14 protein-coding genes are annotated in these 19,712 nt (G+C 74.3%); 3 read left to right on the plus strand and 11 right to left on the minus strand.

All coding sequences use genetic code 11. The features are described 5' to 3' along the window. Positions 1 to 55: 55 nt before the first annotated feature. Positions 56 to 334, minus strand: a complete 279-nt coding sequence (gene rpmA, locus G9H72_RS07470) for a 50S ribosomal protein L27 (RefSeq protein WP_166169442.1) — start codon at positions 332 to 334, stop codon at positions 56 to 58. 7 nt (positions 335 to 341) lie between these two features. Further along, entirely contained in the window at positions 342 to 656 is a 315-nt protein-coding gene (gene rplU / locus G9H72_RS22865; protein ID WP_331272080.1) for a 50S ribosomal protein L21, read from the minus strand. Between the two features lie 227 nt (positions 657 to 883). On the opposite strand from rplU, the gene G9H72_RS22870 reads away from it, so the two are divergent. Beyond that, a complete protein-coding gene (locus G9H72_RS22870) occupies positions 884 to 1,729 on the plus strand; it encodes an NAD(P)-dependent oxidoreductase (RefSeq protein ID WP_166169446.1) in 846 nt (281 codons plus the stop codon). A gap of 219 nt (positions 1,730 to 1,948) precedes the next feature. Next, a complete protein-coding gene (locus G9H72_RS20935) occupies positions 1,949 to 4,261 on the plus strand; it encodes a DOMON domain-containing protein (RefSeq protein WP_196790892.1) in 2,313 nt (770 codons plus the stop codon). Between the two features lie 4 nt (positions 4,262 to 4,265). Here G9H72_RS20935 and G9H72_RS07495 read toward each other — a convergent pair whose 3' ends face one another. After that, a complete protein-coding gene (locus tag G9H72_RS07495; RefSeq protein ID WP_331272081.1) occupies positions 4,266 to 4,874 on the minus strand; it encodes a TetR/AcrR family transcriptional regulator in 609 nt (202 codons plus the stop codon). 37 nt (positions 4,875 to 4,911) lie between these two features. Between G9H72_RS07495 and G9H72_RS07500 the strand changes: the two genes are divergently transcribed. Continuing rightward, a complete protein-coding gene (locus G9H72_RS07500) occupies positions 4,912 to 6,159 on the plus strand; it encodes an alpha-amylase family protein (protein ID WP_166169448.1) in 1,248 nt (415 codons plus the stop codon). A gap of 39 nt (positions 6,160 to 6,198) precedes the next feature. On the opposite strand, the gene G9H72_RS22325 is transcribed toward G9H72_RS07500, so the two are convergent. The 8 genes from G9H72_RS22325 to G9H72_RS07540 form a co-directional block, all read right to left on the minus strand. After that, complete coding sequence (locus G9H72_RS22325) at positions 6,199 to 9,726, minus strand: Rne/Rng family ribonuclease (protein WP_166169450.1); 3,528 nt, start codon at positions 9,724 to 9,726, stop codon at positions 6,199 to 6,201. Between the two features lie 129 nt (positions 9,727 to 9,855). Further along, entirely contained in the window at positions 9,856 to 10,665 is an 810-nt protein-coding gene (locus G9H72_RS07510) for a TIGR03936 family radical SAM-associated protein (RefSeq protein ID WP_166169452.1), read from the minus strand. Position 10,666: 1 nt separating this feature from the next. Next, entirely contained in the window at positions 10,667 to 12,595 is a 1,929-nt protein-coding gene (locus tag G9H72_RS07515) for a TIGR03960 family B12-binding radical SAM protein (protein WP_166169454.1), read from the minus strand. A 997-nt stretch (positions 12,596 to 13,592) separates the two neighbouring features. After that, positions 13,593 to 14,795 carry a rod shape-determining protein RodA gene (gene rodA / locus G9H72_RS07520; protein ID WP_166169456.1) on the minus strand — a complete coding sequence of 401 codons (1,203 nt, stop codon included), beginning with the start codon at positions 14,793 to 14,795 and terminating at the stop codon, positions 13,593 to 13,595. Then, positions 14,792 to 16,999, minus strand: coding sequence for a penicillin-binding protein 2 (mrdA, locus tag G9H72_RS07525; protein WP_166169458.1), 2,208 nt, complete (start codon positions 16,997 to 16,999; stop codon positions 14,792 to 14,794). The genes rodA and mrdA overlap by 4 nt, the downstream gene beginning before the upstream one ends. A 111-nt stretch (positions 17,000 to 17,110) precedes the next feature. Then, positions 17,111 to 17,626, minus strand: coding sequence for a rod shape-determining protein MreD (gene mreD, locus G9H72_RS07530; protein ID WP_166169460.1), 516 nt, complete (start codon positions 17,624 to 17,626; stop codon positions 17,111 to 17,113). Further along, on the minus strand, positions 17,623 to 18,561 hold the full coding sequence (gene mreC / locus G9H72_RS07535; protein WP_166169462.1) for a rod shape-determining protein MreC: 939 nt from the start codon (positions 18,559 to 18,561) through the stop codon (positions 17,623 to 17,625). The genes mreD and mreC overlap by 4 nt, the downstream gene beginning before the upstream one ends. Before the next feature lie 50 nt (positions 18,562 to 18,611). Next, entirely contained in the window at positions 18,612 to 19,643 is a 1,032-nt protein-coding gene (locus G9H72_RS07540; protein ID WP_166169464.1) for a rod shape-determining protein, read from the minus strand. Between the last annotated feature and the right edge of the window lie 69 nt (positions 19,644 to 19,712).

A 19,712-nucleotide genomic window follows, 5' to 3' on the forward strand; every position in this document is an offset into this window, starting at 1 on the left:
AGGGCGGACCGGGAAAGACCCGGTCCGCCCTTCGACAACGCTGAGTGCTGCGGAGTTACTCCGCGGCGACGTCCGCCGCGACCACGGCCGGGACGATGTTGACGACGCGGCGCTCGCGCTTGCGGCCGAACTCCACGTGGCCCGGGACGAGCGCGAACAGCGTGTCGTCGCCGCCACGGCCGACGCCGTCGCCCGGGTGGAAGTGGGTGCCGCGCTGGCGGACGAGGATCTCGCCGGCCTTCACCAGCTGACCGCCGAACCGCTTGACCCCGAGGTACTGCGGGTTGGAGTCGCGGCCGTTGCGCGTCGAGGACGCGCCCTTCTTGTGTGCCATGGCGGGCCTACTTCCCGGTCTCGATGCCGGTGACGCGCACCTGCGTCAGCGAGCTGCGGAAGCCGCCACGCACGCGGTAGCCGGTCTTGTTCTTGTACTTGAGGATGTCGATCTTGGGCCCCTTGCGGTGGTCGAGGACCTCCGCGGTGACCGTGACGTTGGCGAGCGCCGCGGCGTCGCTGGTCACGGTCTCGCCGTCCACGAGGAGCAGCGGCTTCAGCTGGAAGGTCGACCCCGGCTCGCCCGCGACCCGGTCGAGGACGACGAGGTCACCGACGGCGACCTTCTCCTGACGGCCGCCGGCCCGGACGATGGCGTACACCTGGCGTTTCCTTCCCGCGTGAGACGGCCCGCACGGCTGCGGCGATGCCCCTGACGGCACCACCGCGCACGAGCGCGGGCAGGCACGCCGGAGGCGCACCGAGGGATCAGAGTACGTAGCGGCGTCCGGCACGGTCAAACCGGGGCGCGCGGAGTCGCGCCCGGGGAACGCGGGAATCTCGTCGGTGACCGCGGGCACCCGGCCCGCCACCGGGGACGGACACCAGCGTGAAGATCGCATTCCTGGGCCTGGGCCGCATGGGCCGCGAGCTCGCCCGGCACCTGCTCACCGAGCACGAGGTGACCGTGTGGAACCGCACCCCGGAGGCGGCCGACGGGCTCGTGGCCGAGGGGGCGCTGCGGGCCGGCACCGCCGCGGAGGCCGTGCAGGGGGCGGAGGTCGTCGTCACCGCGCTGTTCGGGGCCGCCGCGGTGCGCGAGGTCGTCGTCAACGCGCGGCTGCCGGTCCCGGCCGAGTGCACCTGGGTCGACGTCACGACGCTCTCGCCGGAGCAGGCCACGGAGTTCGCCGCCTGGGCCGCCGAGCACGAGGTCTGGTACGCCCACTCCCCCGTCGTCGGGTCGCTGGCCCCGGCCCGCGCCCGGGCGCTCGGCGTCCTGCTCGGCGGCGACCCGGAGGCCGTGCGGGTGGCCGAGCCGCTGGTGCGGCTGTGGGCCGGGCCGGGCCGGCTGCGGGTGTACGACTCGGCGGCCCATGCCGCGGCCGACAAGCTGGTGAACAACCTCGCGCTCGCGGTCGGCATGCAGGGGCTCGTCGAGGCACTGCGGCTCGGCCGGTCGGCCGGGCTGACCACCGACCAGGTCCTCGCCGCTCTCGACGGGTCGATGCTGACGCCGACGGCGAAGGCCAAGGGCGCGGCGGTGCGGGCGGCGGCGTACTCGGACACCCAGTTCTCCACCGACCTTCTGGCCAAGGACGCCCGGCTCATGCTCGACACGACGACGCTGCCGCTGCCCGCGCTGACCGCCGCGGCGACGGCCCTGCTCGAGGCGTCGCGGCGCGGCCACGGGGACGAGGACTTCTCCGTGATCGCGGCCGACGACGCGCGGTAGGCCGCTCGCTCCCCGGGTCTGGGGGCACGTCGGGCGCCGTCTCGCGCACGGCGCCCGGCAGCGGGCACGAGGGGGGGCCGGCCCCTCCGGGCGCACATCACCTCATCGGGCCGTCAGGCCCGGGCCCCGCCGTGCCGAAGGTTCTGGGACGGCTCTGCCCGGGCCGTCGGCAGCCGTCGCGCACGCGGCGGCCGGCCTGCCGACCGACGAGGACCTGTCGTGCCCCACCTGCTCCACCGGCTCCTGCAGGACCGCCGTGCCCGCGCGCTCGTGCCGATGCTGCTCGGCCTCGCCCTGATCGCCCCGGCCGCCGCCATCCAGGCGCCGCAGCTCGCCGACGCCGCGGCACGGGCGTTCGGCAAGAAGATCGAGTGGTTCGCCGCGCAGCAGCCGCAGAAGACGTGCAGCCCCAGCCCGAAGCCGGGGACGCTCAAGCTGGCCACCTGGCTGCAGAAGACGTACAAGGGCACCGGCAGCCTGGGGATCAGCCGCGCCTGCAAGGCCGGGGCACGCTCGGAGCACAAGGAGGGGCGGGCGTTCGACTGGAAGGTCAACGTCCGCAACGCCAAGCAGAAGTCGCAGGCGGCCGCCTTCCTCACCTTCCTCCTGGCCACCGACAAGCACGGCAACAAGGCGGCCATGGCCCGCCGCATGGGCGTCATGTACGTCATCTGGAACCGGAAGATCTGGTCCACGTCGAGCCCCAGCGTCTGGCGGCCGTACCACGGCGCGAGCGCGCACACCGACCACATGCACATCTCGCTCGGCTGGAACGGCGCGATGGGCAAGACCTCGTTCTGGTCCGGGCTGGTCGTCGACCCCGTGCTGCCGCCGGTCAAGGCACCGGTGAAGCCACCGGTGAAGGGGCCGGCCACGGCGACCCCGAAGCCGGTGCCCACGGCGAAGCCCACGGCCCGCCCGACGGCGCCGAGCGTGGTCGCGCCGACGCCGCCCGCCCCGGCCCCCGCGCCGACCCGGACCGTGCGCCCGACGCCGACCCCCACCCCGACGCCCACGCCCCCGCCGATCTGGCCGCCGCTGGTCGACCTCGGCGCGACCGGTCAGGCCGACGTCGACGTGCCCGTGCTCGGCCAGGTCACGACGACGGCGTTCTCGCTCAAGGCCGGCACGAGGTACCGGCTCGCCGTCAGTGGCACCTACCGCTACGGCACCGGCAGCTCGCTCGCGGACGCGACGTGCAACTGGCACCCGTACGATGACAAGGGCTGGTCCCGTCAGTCGACCTGGGAGTCCACCGGCACCGCACAGTTCGACCTCGTGGTGGACGGGCGCAGCGACTGGCGGACGCGCAGCGGCTCGACGAGCGCGTGCGACTCCGCCCACGTCTACTACATGGACTACACGCCCGCCGTCAGCGGCCCGCTGACGCTGCAGGTGCTCGACGACTACTACCCGGACAACGCCGGCTCCCTGCGCCTGTCGGTGATGAAGTCGGGTGCGTACGTCGGCAACCTCGCCGCACCGGTCCCGCCCGCGGCGCCCCTGCCCGAGGCCGACGAGCCCCGGCTGACCGACGGCCCGGCCGCGTACGTCGACAGCGTCGACGTGCCGGCCAACGGCGGCGTCGTCCGGACCGCTCAGGTGCTGCGGGCCGGCATCAACTACACCGTGACCGCCACGGGCGTCATCGACTTCGGCGAGGGCGAGTCCGACGCCGCGTGCCTGCGACGTGGGCAGTCGACGTCGTGGAAGCGGACGGCCTCCGTCGACCCGCTCCACCAGGAGCAGGCGTCGCTGGACCTGCACGTCGACGGCACCGTCCCTGGCCTCGGCCCCGTCGGCACCGCGGTCGGCAACTGCGCGGTGTCGACCCACACCTACACCTGGTCCTTCACCCCGACCCGCGACGGCCGCGCCCGGCTCCAGGTGTTCGACCCCGCCCCCGAGGACAACACCGGCGCCCTGCGGGTGACGGTCGAGCGGTCGACCGCGGTCCCGGCGCCCAGTGCCGACGGCGTGCCGGTCACCGGGGGGCCGACGCTGACCGACGAGACCGTGGCGCTTCCCGCCGACGCGACCGTCCCCGTCCGCACGGCCGGCACCCTGGTGCGCGGGGCGACGTACGCGGTGACGGTCAGCGGCACCTACGACACCGGCTACGGCCCGGCCGACGCGGAGTGCGCGTCGCGGGGCGGCCAGTGGCGCAACGACGTGGACTGGAACGCCGTGCGCAGGGCCGACCTGTTCGACCTGTACCTCGACGGGACCGACCCGGCCCTCACCGCCGCCGACGCGGACGCCGCGGGCTGCAGCGCGGCGCACGTGTGGAAGGGGACGTACACCGCGACCCGCAACGGGGCGCTGCGGCTCGGCCTGTGGGACGTCGACCTCAGGGACAACACCGGCGAGCTCACGGTGCGGGTCACGCGGGTGGTCAGCGGCGGCACTCCTGCGCCGACCCCGACCCCGACCCCGACACCCGCTCCGACACCCGCTCCGACACCCGCTCCGACGCCCGCTCCGACGCCGACGGCCGGCCCGACCCCGACGAGCACCCCGCGGGGGACCTGACCGCTCAGGCAGCCCAGTCGCCGAGGCCGCCCTCGAGGGCGCCCAGCGCCGCGTCCACCAGCGGCCACCGGGCGTCCTCGGGGCAGCCCTCGGCGAGCCAGCGCAGCGCGGCCGCGTTGAGGAAGCCGAAGAAGCCCCACAGGGCGTACTCGCGTCGGGTGCCGACGCCCGGCTGCAGCAGGCCACGCAGCCGGGCCACGTAGTCGGCGCGGGCGTCCCGGCGGATGGTCGCCGCGGGCTCCGGCTCCCCCTCGGACCGGGCGAGCGGCGCGAGCCACCCGCTGGGATGTCGGGCCACGTGCTCGAGGTACGCCAGCGTCGCGGCGCGCACCCGGTCCCGGGCCGGGACGGCCGGGGCCAGCTGCGCGAGGGCCTCCTCGTGGGCCGCGACGAGGTCGTCGACGGAGCGCTGGACGACCGCCGCGTAGAGCCCGGCCTTGCCCGCGAAGTAGCGATAGACCAACGCCTCGGACGCCCCCGCCGCCGCGGCCACCGGAGCGAGGGCCACGTCGTCGTACGGCGTGGCGGCGAACGCGGCGGTGGCCGCGTCGAGGATGCGCTCCTGCCGCTCGCCCGGGTCCAGCCGCTGGCGCGGGCTCCGGTCGCGTCGCACCCGGCGAGCCTACGCGCTGGTGGGGTAGCCTCACCCCATGCTTACTGAGCCCTCCTCACTAGCGTGGTGGCACGTCTACCCGCTCGGCTTCTGCGGCGTGCCCGTCCGGGACCCGGACGTGGCCCCGGCGCCGCGGCTGCGCCGCCTGCGCAACTGGGTCGACTACGCCGCTGGCCTCGGGGTCACCGGGCTGCTGCTGGGGCCGGTCTTCGCCGCCCAGACGCACGGCTACGACTCGCTCGACCAGTTCCGGGTCGACCCGCGCCTGGGGTCGGACGACGACCTCGACGCGCTCGTCAGCGCGTGCGGCGAGCGGGGCCTCGCCGTGGTGCTCGACGGGGTCTTCAACCACGTCGGCGACCGGCACCCGCTCGTGCTCGAGGCCCTGGCCGGCGGCCCGGACGGCCCGCGCGCCGGGCTGTTCCGCATCGACTGGGACGCGCCGGGCGGCCCCCGCCCGGAGGTCTTCGAGGGCCACGGCTCGCTGGTCGCGCTGAACCACGCGGCGCCCGAGGTGGCGGACTACGTCGTCGCCGTCATGACGCACTGGCTGCGCCGCGGGATCGCGGGCTGGCGGCTGGACGCCGCGTACGCGGTGCCGCCGGGCTTCTGGCGCGACGTGCTCGCCCGCGTCCGCGCCGAGTTCCCCGAGGCCTGGTTCGTCGCCGAGGTCATCCACGGCGACTACGCCGGCTTCGTCGGAAGCTCGACCGTGGACTCGGTGACGCAGTACGAGCTGTGGAAGGCGGTCTGGAGCTCGCTCACCGACCGCAACTTCTTCGAGCTGGACTGGGCGCTGCGGCGGCACGCCGGCTTTCTCGAGCGCTTCGTCCCTGCCACCTTCATCGGCAACCACGACGTCACGCGCATCGCGAGCAGGGTGGGGCCGGACGCCGCGGTCCTCGCACTCGTCGTGCTGATGACCACGGGCGGCGTCCCGTCGGTCTACTACGGGGACGAGCAGGCGCTCCTCGGCGTCAAGGAGGACCGGCTCGGAGGCGACGACGCGGTCCGGCCCGCCTACCCCGACAGCCCGCACGAGCTGACCGACGTCGGCGCGGGGATGCTCCAGGCGCACCGCGAGCTGCTGGGCGTACGGCGGGCGCGCCCGTGGCTCTCGACGGCGCGCACCGAGACGCTGGCGGTGAGCAACACGGCGTACGCGTACGCCGCCCGCCCCACCGACGGCGGGCCCGGGCTGCGCGTCGAGCTGGACGTCAGTGGCACCCCACGCGCCCGGGTGTGGGCCGAGGACGGGGCGGAGCTGTTCGCCTTCGGCGGGTGACGGGATGGCCCGGGGCGGAGGCCCCGGGCCACGGCCTTCTCAGCTGGACTTGGAGCGGCGGCGGCGGCGCACCGGCCGGCCGTCGTCGAGCGGCTCCACGTCCTGTGCCGGGTCCGGCCCCGCGGTCGCGAGCAGCGAGGGCTGGACCGCGCTCTCCTCCGCGGAGGCGCCGTTCGCGCTTGCGGTTTCGGCGAACGGCGCTTCGGCGTTGCCGGCTTCGGCGTTCTCGGCCTCGCCGGCCGGCGCGGCGGCGTCACCGGACGAGCCCGCGCTGCGCGGGGCCTGCGCGGCACGGGTGGCGCGCCGGCTGCGGCGAGGGCGGGGAGCCGGCTCGACCGGGTCCTCGGCCGCGACGGGGTCCTCCGCCGCCGGCGGCTCGATCGCCGAGCCACCGTCCGCAGCCGCAGTGCCGGGCTCGGCGTCGGCCGGCGCCGCGAGCAGCGCCGGCGACGGCGGCGCTCCCGGGGGCACGACGACGCCGCGGCGCTGGCGCCGGCCCCTGTCCTCGCCCTCGGCCGGCGCCAGGGCGACCGGCTCGACGTGCCCGTTGTCCAGGTGGAGCCGGACGCCGCGGCCCTTGCACGCCTCGCACGGCTCGGAGAACGCCTCGAGCAGCCCGGACCCGACACGCTTGCGCGTCATCTGGACCAGGCCCAGCGACGTCACCTCGGCGACCTGGTGCTTGGTGCGGTCGCGGCCGAGGCACTCGAGCAGGCGCCGCATCACGAGGTCGCGGTTGCTCTCGAGGACCATGTCGATGAAGTCGATGACGATGATCCCGCCGAGGTCGCGCAGCCGCAGCTGCCGGACGATCTCCTCCGCGGCCTCGAGGTTGTTCTTGGTGACCGTCTCCTCGAGGTTGCCGCCCTTGCCGATGAACCGGCCGGTGTTGACGTCGACGACGACCATCGCCTCGGTCCGGTCGATGACCAGCGAGCCGCCCGAGGGCAGCCAGACCTTGCGGTCGAGGGCCTTGGCCAGCTGCTCGTCGATGCGGTGCGCGGCGAACACGTCTCCGGTTCCGGTCCAGCGCGAGACCCGGTCGACCAGGTCCGGGGCGAGGCCACGGACGTACGGCTCGACGGTGTCCCACGCCTCGTCACCGGCGACGATGAGACCCGAGAAGTCCTCGTTGAACAGGTCACGGACGACGCGGACCGTGAGGTCGGCCTCTCCGCGCAGCAGGGACGGGGCGCTGGCCGTGGCGGCCTTGCGCTCGATCTCCTCCCACTGCTCCTGGAGGCGCTCGACGTCGCGGGCGATGTCCTCCCCGCTGGCCCCCTCGGCGGCCGTGCGCACGATGACGCCGGCGTTCTCGGGGACGACCTTCTTGAGGATGGACTTGAGCCGCGAGCGCTCGGTGTCGGGCAGCTTGCGGCTGATGCCGGTCATCGAGCCGTTCGGGACGTAGACCAGGAAACGGCCCGGCAGGCTGATCTGGCTCGTGAGGCGGGCGCCCTTGTGCCCGATGGGGTCCTTGGTGACCTGCACGAGGACGGGGTCCCCGGACTTGAGCGCCACCTCGATGCGCTTGGGCTGCCCCTCCAGCCCGGCGGCGTCCCAGTTGACCTCGCCGGCGTACAGCACCGCGTTGCGGCCCCGGCCGAGGTCGATGAAGGCCGCCTCCATGCTCGGGAGGACGTTCTGCACCCGCCCCAGGTAGACGTTGCCGACCATGGTGCCGGTCTCGCCCTTGTCGACGTAGTGCTCGACGAGCACGCCGTCCTCGAGCACCGCGATCTGCGTCCGCTGCCGCGTCTGCCGAACGATCATCTTGCGGTCGACGCTCTCGCGGCGGGCCAGGAACTCGGCCTCCGTGAGCACCGGCACGCGACGACGGCCGTGCTCGCGGCCTTCCCGGCGGCGCTGCTTCTTCGCCTCGAGGCGGGTCGAGCCGCGCAGCGACTGCACCTCGTCCTCGTCGTCGCGGGACCGACCGCGACGGCCCTCCCGGCCCTCGCGGACCCGGACCACCGTGCGCTCGGGGTCGTCGGCGGTCGCCGGCTCGTCGTCCGAGCCCCCGCGACGGCGACGGCGACGGCGACGGCGCGAGCCCCCGGCGTCCTCGTCGCCGTCGGCCTCGCCCGTCTCCTCCGGCTCGTCCGCCGCGTCCCTGTCCGGCTCCTCGTCGGCGGGACGCTCGGCAGGCTCCTCGCCCTCGGCCTCGCCCGCCTCGGGAGCCGTGTCGCCACGGCGGTTGCGACGGCCGCGGCCACCCCGGCGACGACGGCGCCGGCCCTCGCTGGGCTGCTCGTCGTCGGCCTGCGCCTCGGCGTCCTCGACAGGCTCCTCGTCGTCGGCGTGCTCGGCCTGCTCGGCCTGCTCCGCCTCGGCGGCCTGCTCGAGACCGTCCGCGGCGTCGGCATCACGCTCGGCCGGCTCGTCCGTCGCCTCGAGGTCGCCCTCGGCCGGCGCCACGTCCTGACCCTCGGCCGCCTGCTGTGCGGCGAGCGTTGCCGCGGCCTCGGCGGCCGCCTGCTCCGCTGCCAACGCGGCCGCCGCAGCCTTCTTGGAGACCCGCCTCCGGCGAGGCGCCGGCGCCTCGGCGTCCGGGGTGTCGGGGTCGGCCGTCGTGCCCGTCGCGTCCGGGGTGTCACCCGGGGACGCGGTGTCCGGCACGATCGCGGGCGCGACGTCCGTCGCGGGGGCTGCAGCCTTCTTGGTGGCCCGGCGGCGCCGCGGCACGGCGGGCTCGGGCGCGTCGACGGCCGGCTCGGTCGGGGCCTGGAACAGCACGGCCGGCGGCGAGGCCACCGCAGCGGGCTCCGCGGGCTCCGGCACGGCGGCGGGCAGCTCGCCCGGCTCCGCGACATCGGGCGTGGGAGCCTGCGCGACCTCGGACGTGGCAGCCTCCACGGCGAGGGGCGCCGGAGCCTGCGCGACCTCGGGCGCGGCAGCCTCCGCAGCCTTCTTCGCCGTCTTGCGGGTACGCCGGCGCGGGGCGGGCGCGTCCTGGGCGGCGGGTGCCGCGGCGGCGACGGGTGCCGCGTCGGCGGCGGGTGCCGCCGCGTCCCCGGTCGCGGGGGCCGCTGCGGCGTCGCCCGGCGAGGCCGAACCCGCCGTCAGCGTGGCGCCGTCCGGGGTGCTGGCGCCATCGGGGGCCGCTTCGTCGGCCGGCGGCGCCGCCGCAGACTTGCGGCCGGTCGTCTTGCGTGCCGCGGTCTTGGCGGGGGCCTTCTTGGCCGCCGTCTTGCGAGTGCGCGCACGCGGCGCGGGCGCAGCCTCGGCAGCCGCATCGCCGGCGGCGTCGGGCGCCCCGGCGTCAGCCGCAGTGCGGGCAGAGCCCGGTGCGGCACCGGAGTCGTCAGGCGCAGCCGCGCCGCCACCGGAAGGCCCCTCATCCGCGGCGCGGGCCGCGGGCGCGTCCGCTGCGGGGCTCGCGTCCGCGCCGCCCTGCCCGGCGGGGGGCTCCCCCTCGGTCTCCGGCGCAGCGACGGGCGGCCCGGCAGGCCTGCTCGCCGCTCGCCGGCGGCGCGGGCGCGGCGGCTCAGGGCTGCCGGCGGCCGGGCCGTCGCTCGTACCGTTGGCGCCGGCCATGCCGTCGCCTGCTGTCTCTGTGTCGACCATGAACGGCCGCTCCTGTCCACCCCCGGGCGCCGTGGGGCGCCGCACAGGGGCGCGTCGTGCCGCCGGCGAGCCGGCGGAAGCCTGTTCGGACGCGCGTGCGGCGTCGGCTCCCCCGGCGACGGTCGTCGCTCAGACGGTGCTCGAAGTACCGGACGCGCCGACGACGTCCCGGTCGAGGGCGAGCGGGTCGCCCACGGTGCCCGTCGCCTCGTCCAGCGGCCCCTGCGCCAGCCGCACCGCACGAGGCGGCTCCGGCGGCACGAGGTCGGCCACGGAACGGAGTCCGGACAGAACGTCGTCGGGTCGCACAGTCGGGTTTCCGTGCCGTACGACCACGTCGAGTATCGCACACGGCTCGTCGCCCGCCTCGTTGCGCGCCTCCGGCGTGCCGTCGAGACCCTGCGTCGAGGGCAGCACGCCGAGCCGCGCCACCGCGCCGCGCGCGTCGAACGTACGCACGCCGTCCTTGGTCAGCCGGTCCACGAGCACCTCGGAGCCGACGAGAAACGCCTCCGCCGCCAGCTCGGCGGCGGCGAGCGGCACGCCCGGGAGCTCGATGCGCCAGTGGGAGGCCTCGAGCCGGTCGGCCAGCGCGCCCGGCGTCGCCTCGACGATCTCCAGGATGTCCAGGCCCGGGGCGAGCGCGGCGTCGAGCGCGCGGCGTACCGGCTCGATCTCGACCCGCGCCTGCAGGCCGACCTCGACGTACTCGGCCTCGCTGGCCGTCCCGGTCGGGGCCGCCCCGGCGTAGGAGATCTTCGGGTGCGGGGAGAAGCCGGCGGAGTACGCGACCGGCACCTCGGCGCGGCGCAGCGCCCGCTCGAACGCGCGCTGGAAGTCGCGGTGACTGGTGAAACGCAGCCGCCCGCGCTTCGCCCAGCGGATGCGCAGCCGCTGGACGACGGGAGGCGGCGGCGGGCCCTCCGGCGTACGCGCCAACTCAGCGCCCCACGGGAGTCAGCGGGAGCAGCGTGCGACCGGTCGGCCCGATCTGGATGTCGGTGCCCATCTGCGGGCAGACGCCGCAGTCGAAGCACGGGTTCCAGCGGCAGTCGTCGACCTCGACCTCGTCGACCGCGTCCTGCCAGTCGTCCCAGAGCCACTCCTTGTCCAGCCCCGAGTCCAGGTGGTCCCAGGGCAGGACCTCGGCCTTGTCGCGCTCGCGGGTGGTGTACCAGGAGACGTCGACCGGCTCGTCGACCAGCGCCGCGTCCGCGCACGCCATCCAGCGGTCGAAGCTGAAGTGCTCGCTCCAGCCGTCGAAGCGGCCGCCGTCCTCGTAGACCGCGCGGATGACCTTGCCGACCCGGCGGTCACCGCGGGAGAGCAGGCCCTCGACGATGCCCGGCTTGCCGTCGTGGTAGCGGAAGCCGATCGCCTTGGCGTAGTCGCGGTCAGACCGGATCGCGTCGCGCAGCTTGGCCAGGCGGGCGTCGGTCGTCTCGTGGTCGAGCTGCGCGGCCCACTGGAACGGCGTGTGCGGCTTGGGCACGAACCCGCCGATCGACACCGTGCAGCGGATGTCGCGCTTGCCGCTCACCTGGCGGCCGGTCTCGATGACCCGCTTGGCCACGCGCGCGATCGCGACGACGTCCTCGTCGGTCTCGGTCGGCAGGCCGCACATGAAGTAGAGCTTCACCTGCCGCCAGCCGGCGCCGTACGCCGCGGCGACGGTGCGGATCAGGTCGTCCTCGGTGACCATCTTGTTGATCACCTTGCGCATGCGGTCGGTGCCGCCCTCGGGGGCGAACGTCAGGCCGGAGCGGCGTCCGTTGCGGGTCAGCTCGTTGGCCAGGTCGATGTTGAACGCGTCGACGCGCGTGCTCGGGAGGCTCAAGCTGGTGTTGGTGCCCTCGTAGCGGTCGGCGAGCCCCTTGGTGACCTCGGCGATCTCGGTGTGGTCCGCGCTCGACAGCGAGAGCAGGCCGACCTCCTGGAAGCCGGTCGCCTTGAGCCCCGCGTCGACCATCTCGCCGATCGTCGTGATCGAGCGCTCCCGGACGGGGCGCGTGATCATCCCGGCCTGGCAGAAGCGACAGCCGCGCGTGCAGCCGCGGAACACCTCGACGCTCATCCGCTCGTGCACGGTCTCGGCGAGCGGGACCAGCGGCTGCTTGGGGTACGGCCACTCGTCGAGGTCCATGACCGTGTGCTTGCTGACGCGCCACGGCACGCCGGGCGTGTTCGGGACGACGCGACGGATGCGGCCGTCCTCGAGGTACTCCACGTCGTAGAACCACGGCACGTAGACGTTGCCGGTCTTGGCCAGCCGCAGCAGCAGCTCGGGGCGCCCGCCGGGGCTGCCCTCCGCCTTCCACGCGCGGATGATCTCGGTGATCAGGAGGACCGCCTCCTCCCCGTCGCCCAGCACCGCGGCGTCGATGAAGTCCGCGATCGGCTCCGGGTTGAACGCCGCGTGGCCGCCTGCGAGCACCACCGGGTGCGACTCGTCGCGGTCCTTGGCCTCGAGCGGGATGCCCGCGAGGTCGAGCGCCGCGAGCATGTTGGTGTAGCCGAGCTCGGTCGCGAAGCTCAGGCCGAACACGTCGAACGCCCCGACCGGGCGGTGCGCGTCGACGGTGAACTGCGGGACGCCGTGCTCACGCATGAGCGCCTCGAGGTCGGGCCAGACGCTGTACGTCCGCTCGGCCAGCGTCGCCTCGCGCTCGTTGAGGACCTCGTACAGGATCTGCAGGCCCTGGTTGGGCAAGCCGACCTCGTAGGCGTCGGGGTACATGAGCGCCCACCGGACGTCGCAGGCGTCCCAGTCCTTGACCTGTGCGTTGAGCTCGCCGCCGACGTACTGCACGGGCTTCTGCACCCGCGTCAACAGGGGCTCGAGCCGCGGGAAGACGGACTCGACAGGCATGGGCGCGTACCTCGAGAGCTCGGGGGCGAATCGTCCTAGGCTAACCCGCGGTTCACGGTCGGGCGGTCGCGCGGGCGGCGGGGTGGCGACGAGCCGCCTCCTGCCCGCGGTGATCATGGGCACTTCAGCGCGACACGCCCGGTGTGCCGCCGACCTGGACATGATCACCGCGTGGACGAAGGCCCACTCCTCACGGTCGGGACCGTCGAGGCGACGTACGCCGGTCGGGTCGCGTCCGCCCGCGTGAAGCGGACCATGTCGTACCCGCGGGTCAACAGCTCGTCGGCACGACGCCGGTCCCAGCGCACGGAACGCGGTTGGTCGCACCGGCCCCGTCGGCTCACCGAGGAGCACCCGCCCGGCACGCCGTCGCCAGGCGAGGTCGCTGACGGCCAGGAGCATGGCCACCTCGTCGCGCACCTCGAGCGGAAGGTCGTCGAGCGGCACGCCGCCGTCCACCCAGGCCAGACGTACGCGGGACTCCAGGGGGCTCGCCGCTCTGCCGTCCGCCAGTGGCAGCAGCGCATCGAGGGCGACGCAGCCTCCGCGACCGGAGGGCGCGGTGGCCATGGTCGCCAGGTCGACACGGGTGATGAGCCCCTTGCGCCGCGGGGTCCAGCAGCGACAGCGCTTCGGGACGGGCCGCTTCGGGAGCTGCGTCCATGACCGACCGCGCGAGTGCCATCCGCCCGGTCACCAGCCCGTGCCGGCGCTCCGCCGATGTGTACACCGCCCGCTCCGCCTCGCCCATGACCCGACGTTTGGGGCAGCGCCGCATCGGCCCGAGCGTCGAGGGCGATCTGTGGACGGGCAGGCCGGTCTCCTGGGCTGGGGACAGTGGTGCGGGTGAGCCTGTGTTCGGAGCCGTTCGCCCCGCCGAGCGGGGTGATCACGGGCAACTCAGCAGGGGCCGACGGCGTGTGGCGCTGACTCGCCCGTGACCACCGCGACGTGCCGAGCCGCCCGGACGACAGAGGCGTCAGGCCCGGGCGCGCCGTCAGTCAGGCAGCAGCGAACGCCGCACGTGCACGTTCTGCAACAGGCCGACGGCCATGAGGTTCGCGAACATCGACGACCCGCCGTAGGACACGAACGGCAGCGGCACGCCGGTGACCGGCATGATTCCGAGCGTCATCCCGATGTTCTCGAACGCCTGGAAGGAGAACCAGCAGACGACGCCCACCGCGGCGAGCCGGCCGAACAGGTCGTCCGCGTGCCACGCGATGCGGCAGGCCCGCCACAGCACGAGCCCGAGCAGGCCGATGAGCAGGATCCCGCCGCGGAAGCCGAGCTCCTCCCCCGCCGTGGTGAAGATGAAGTCGGTCTGCTGCTCGGGGACGAAGCCGCCCTGGGTCTGCGGGCCGTGAAACAGCCCGTGCCCGGACAGCCCCCCTCCGCCGATGGCGATGACGCCCTGGGAGACGTTGTACGCCGCGCCGCCGGGGTCGTCGCCGGGGTTGACGAACGCGGTGAGCCGCTTGACCTGGTAGTCGTCGAGCAGCCCGGCCTGCACGACGGCGAAGGCCACGACCGCGGCCGAGACCAGCAGGCCGACGACCCAGCGCGCCCGGGCCCCCGACACCGCGATCATCCCGATGACGATCGACGAGACGACGAGTGCGGTCCCGAGGTCCGGCTGCAGCATGATCAGCGCGAGCGGGACGGCGGCCCCGACGAGCACGAGCAGCACGTCGGAGTCGCGCGGGGAGTCCTCGGCGTCGCGCTTCTCCGACAGCAGCATCGCCAGGCCGACGACGAGCGCGACCTTGGCGAACTCCGACGGCTGCAGCGAGAACCCGCCGGGCAGCAGGATCCAGGAGTGGGACCCGCGGATGGTCGCGCCCAGCGGCGAGAGGACGACGAGCAGCCCGACGATGGACAGGCCGTAGACGATCGGGGCGTACATCCGCAGCGTGCGGTAGTCGAACATCGCCGCGCAGACCCCGAGCGCCGCGCCGATGACGATGTTGAGCACGTGCTTCTTGAGGTACCCCTCGGGGTCACCGCCTGCGTCGAGCGCGGCCTGACGGGTGGCGGACCAGACCAGCAGGGAGCCGACGACCAGCAGCCCGGCGACCGCGGTGGTCAGGACCCAGTCCACGCGGCGCAGCGGCCCGTCCCGGTCGAGCAGCGTCCAGGCGGCGCGCCCGTTCCCACCACGCGCGCCGCCGGCGTACGGCGCCGGCGGGTACGCGCTCATCGGCCGGCGCCGGGCGACGGCGCCGGGCGGGGGGCACGGGCCGGCCTGCGCGGCTTGACCGCCGTGCGCGAGGTGGTGGCCGGCGGCAGGACGCTGCCGTCGGCGGCGATGCGGGGCAGGCCCTTGGGCGGGGCCGCGCCCTTCTGCAGCGCGGTCGCAGGCCGCACGGAGGCGCCGGAGACCCCGAGCAGCTTCTCGTAGATCGCGCGGACCTGCGGACCGGACGTCCCGGAGCCGGTACCGCCCTGGGTCACCATCATCACGATCGCGTACTGCGGCTCGTCGGCCGGCGCGTACGCCGCGAACCACGAGGTCGACTGCTTGCCGAAGACCTCCGCGGTGCCGGTCTTGGACGCCACGGGGACCTGCTCGAGCGGCCAGCCGCGGAAGACGCCGGCGCCGGTGCCGGTGCTGCTCACCTTCGTCAGCGCGCGCTGCAGGAACTGCAACGTGTCCTTGCTGACCGGCAGCTTGCCTGCGCTCTCGGGCTTGAACTGCTTGACGACCTTGCCGTCCGGCCGCATCACGGCCTTGGCGACCTGGGGGACCCAGAGCGTGCCGCCGTTGGCCACGGCGGCGTAGACCCGCGCCATCTGCAGCGGCGTCACGAGCACGTCGCCCTGGCCGATGGCGAAGTTCGCCTCGTCCCCGGGGCCGTAGCGCCAGCCGTCCGTGCAGTTCTCCTTGGCCAGCTGGAGCAGGAACGCGGCCCGCTCGCGGTCCTCGACCTCCGGGTAGCCCTTCTTCGCGCGCACGCAGGCCGCGGCCTTCGTGGCCTCCCAGTAGTCCCGCTTCCACTCGCGCCCGGGGATGCGCCCGTCGGCCTCGGCGGGCAGGTCGACGCCGGTCGCCTTCCCCAGGCCGTAGCCCTTGGCGGCCTGGACGAACGGGTCCCTGGCGTCGCTGCGCTGCTCGTAGCCGCCGAGCCGGTTCCACACCGTGTCGGCGAAGTAGTACCAGTTGGTGTCGCAGGACACCTCGATCGCGCGCTCGAACGAGATGACGCCGTACGCCGCGGACTCGTAGTTCTTCTTCAGGTGGTTGCCGACGTTGTACGTGCCCGGGCAGTCGTACGACCGGTGCACCGAGAATCCGGCGTCCACCGCAGCGGCTGTCGAGACGGCCTTGAAGATCGAGCCGGGGGCGTACTCGCCCTGGGTGGCGCGGTTGAGGATCTTGTAGTTGCCCGCGGCGCCGGTGATGTTCTCGTACTCGGACTGGCTGATGCCGCCGACCCAGATGTTCGGCCGGTACGACGGGTAGCTCGCCATCGCCACGACGCCGCCGGTGCGCACGTCCATGACCACCGCGGACGCCGAGTCGGCGCGGAACGTCGCACCGCCCTTGTTGGGGTCGCCCTTGGTGCGCGCGCCCTCGACGGCCGCGACGAGCGCGTCCTCGGTCGCCTTCTGCACCTTGGCGTCCAGATGGGTGACGACGTAGTTGCCGGGGGTGGGGTCGGTCTCGCTGATCGTGCCGGTGACACCGCCCTGGGAGTCGACGGCCAGCTGGCGGATCCCCGGCGTGCCGCGCAGGTAGGCGTCGTACTGCTTCTCCAGCCCGGCCCGCCCGACCAGGTCGCTGCTCTGCAGCGGGCGCCCGTCGGCCTTGGCCTGCTCCACCTCCTCCTCGGTCACCGGGCCGAGGTAGCCGACCGCGTGCGCGGCGTTGGCGCCCACGCCGCCGCCGGCGTAGTCACGCACGCTCTGCTGCTCCGCGGTGACGCCCGGGAAGTCCTCACGCCGCTCGAGGATCTGCTGGACGGCGTCCATCATCGCGTCGTCCTCGCCGTCCGCGACCGGGATCGGCTGGTACGGGGAGCCGTTCCAGCACACGCTGCGGACCGCGTCCGGCGCCCCGCACACCGTGGTGCGGGCCTTGAGGTCGGCGTACTCGACGTCGAGCACCGTGGCCAGCCGGGTGAGGAGCGCCTTGCCGCCGTCGCTCTGGCGCAGCAGCTCCGTGCGGCTCACCGACACGACGAGCGCCGTCCGGTTGCGGGCGAGCGGGCGGCCGGCGACGTCGACGATCAGCCCGCGGGTCGCCGGGGTCACGACGTCGCGCACGCGGTTGCTGGTCGCCGCGGCCTCGTAGGTGTCGCCGCTGTGCACCTGGAGGAACCAGAGCCGCCCGCCGAGGGTGGCGATCAGCGAGAGCACCAGGACCTGCAGGACGACGAGGCGCAGGCCGGAGCGCTGGTTCACCGGGCAATTCCTTCACTGGCTGGCGGGAAGAGACGCACGTCGACTCCGACGACCTGCCCGGCCGGGCCGTTCCCGAGAGGGCGCGCCTGCGGCGGCCCGCGAGGGGCAGCTCTAACGTCGGAAGTCTGGTTCGGGATCGATGCGTCGTGCCAGCCCCCCGACGACGGGGACGACGACCGCCGTCAACACCACATCGTAGATGACCGAGGACGTCATCAGCCCGGGCACACGCGGCCAATCGACCCCTTCGTCCCCCACGAGGGCGGCCAGGGCGGCGTAGCCGAGCACCGACGCGGCGCTCGCCAGGGTGACGGCGAACAGCGCGACGACCGGGGTGTCGTCCGCGTCCTCGAACAGCCGCCCGACGGCGTAGCCGAGCAGCAGGAAGACCGCCGCCCAACGGCCCGCGCCCCCGTCGGACGGAGGCGCGAGGTCGAGCAGCAGGCCGGCGGCGAAGCCGACCACCGCGCCGTCGAGCGGCCCCCAGCGCAGGGCGAGGGCGACGACGACGAGCAGCACCACGTCCGGCGTCGAGCCGGGCAGCCCGAGCGGCGCGAGAGCGGCGAGCTCGAGCACGGAGGCGCAGAGCAGCAGCAGCGCCGCCAGCCCCACGCGCGGCAGGCTCACCCCGCCGCCCGCGTGCCCGGGGTACGAGCGGGGCCGGCGCCGGCCTGCCGGCGCCCCGCCGCCGGGCTCGCCCCGGGGGTCGCAGCCGGGACGCTCCCCCTCGCTTCTCGCTCGCCGGGCAGGACGACCGCGACCGTGTCCAGATGGGCGAAGTCGACTGCAGGCGTGACCGTCGCGCGAGTGGTCAGGGTGCCGGGGGCGCGGCGGACGTCCGCGACCCTGCCGACCAGCACGTCCGCCACGAGCGGCCCGTCCCCCACCGAGCCCACCGTGACCAGCGCGGTCCCGGGCTCGAGCGGCTCGGTGTCGTAGATCGTCAGCGCGAGCGGCTTGCCCTCGCCCTGGCCCTCGACGAACCCGGTCGCGCCGGTGCTCCCGACCCGGACGCGGGCGACGAAGTCGGGGTCGGTGGCCAGCAGCACCGTCGAGGTCGAGCGGGCCGTCCCCTTGACCCGGCCGACGAGCCCGTCGCCGTTGATCACGGTCGTGTCGTCACGGACCCCGTCCTGGCTGCCGACGTCGAGGGACGCGGTGGTGGTGAACCCCTGGGCGCGCGACAGCGCGGTGACGCGCGCCGCGACGTCGGGGAACCTGCGGACCGTGGGCTGGCGGGCCAGCGCGTCGTACTCCGCGAGCCGGCGCAGGTCGTTCTCCCGCGTGGCGGCGTCCTGCCGCAGCTGGCGGTTCTCCGCCTCGAGCCGGCTGATCTGCTCGTCCTTGGCACCGAGCTCGCGCAGGTCGTCGACGAGGCCGGTCACCGGACGGACCGCAGCCGACACCCCCGCCTGCACGGGGCCGAGCACGTCGGCCACCGCGGAGCGGACGTGGCCGATCGGCCCGCCGCCCGAGGTCCGGTCGTCGAGCATGACGAGGGTCAGCGCGGTGAGCAGCAGCAGCACGAGGACCAGGCGGGTACGCCGGGTGTCACGTCCCATCGGGCCCTGCCCAGGGTGCTGCGCTCACCAGCGCACGGTGTCGCGCCCCGTCAATGACGTGGCTCGGACAGCAGGACCTGCTGGAGCTCCTCGAACTCCTCCACGCACTTGCCCGACCCCATCGCCACCGAGTCCAGCGGCCGGTCGGTCACATGGATCGGCATGCCGGTCTCGTGGCGCAGCCGCTCGTCGAGGCCGTGCAGCATGGCGCCGCCGCCGGCGAGCACGATGCCGCGGTCCATGATGTCGCCGGACAGCTCCGGCGGGCACTTGTCCAGCGTGGTCTTCACCGCGTCGACGATCGCGTTGACCGGCTCCTCGATGGCCTTGCGGACCTCCTCGGCGCTGACCACGATCGTCTTGGGCAGGCCGGAGACGAGGTCGCGCCCGCGGATCTCGGCGTTGGGCTCGTCCGGCAGCGGGAACGCCGACCCGATCGCCATCTTGATCTCCTCGGCGGTGCGCTCGCCGAGCATGAGGCTGTATTCCTTCTTGACGTACTGGATGATCGCGTTGTCCAGCTCGTCGCCGCCGACGCGGATCGACTGGCTGGTCACGATCCCGCCGAGCGAGATCACCGCGACCTCGGTCGTGCCGCCGCCGATGTCCACGATCATGTTGCCGGTCGGCTCGTGCACCGGCAGGCCGGCGCCGATCGCCGCGGCCATCGGCTCCTCGATGATGTAGACCTTGCGCGCGCCCGCCGCGTAGCCCGCGTCCTTCACCGCCCGCTGCTCGACCCCGGTGATGCCGCTCGGGACGCAGACGACGAGGCGCGGGTGGGAGAAGCGCCGCCGCCGGTGCACCTTCTGGATGAAGTAGCGCAGCATCTTCTCGGTGGTGTCGAAGTCGGCGATGACGCCGTCCTTCAGCGGGCGGATCGCGACGATGTTGCCCGGGGTGCGCCCGATCATCTTCTTCGCCTCGGCGCCCACGGCGAGGATGCCGCCGGTGCCGGTGTTGATGGCGACCACGCTCGGCTCGTTGAGCACGATGCCGCGCCCCCGCACGTAGACGAGGGTGTTGGCCGTTCCGAGGTCGACGGCCATGTCACGGCCGATGAAGCCCAGCTTGTTCGCCATGGAGTGTGGGGCGGCCTTCCGGGTCGCGGGCGTTGGTTGCGCAGTTCTGCCGTCCGCTGACGACGCTGC

Origin of the sequence: Motilibacter aurantiacus, assembly GCF_011250645.1 — a bacterium.
Lineage (GTDB): Bacteria > Actinomycetota > Actinomycetes > Motilibacterales > Motilibacteraceae > Motilibacter_A > Motilibacter_A aurantiacus.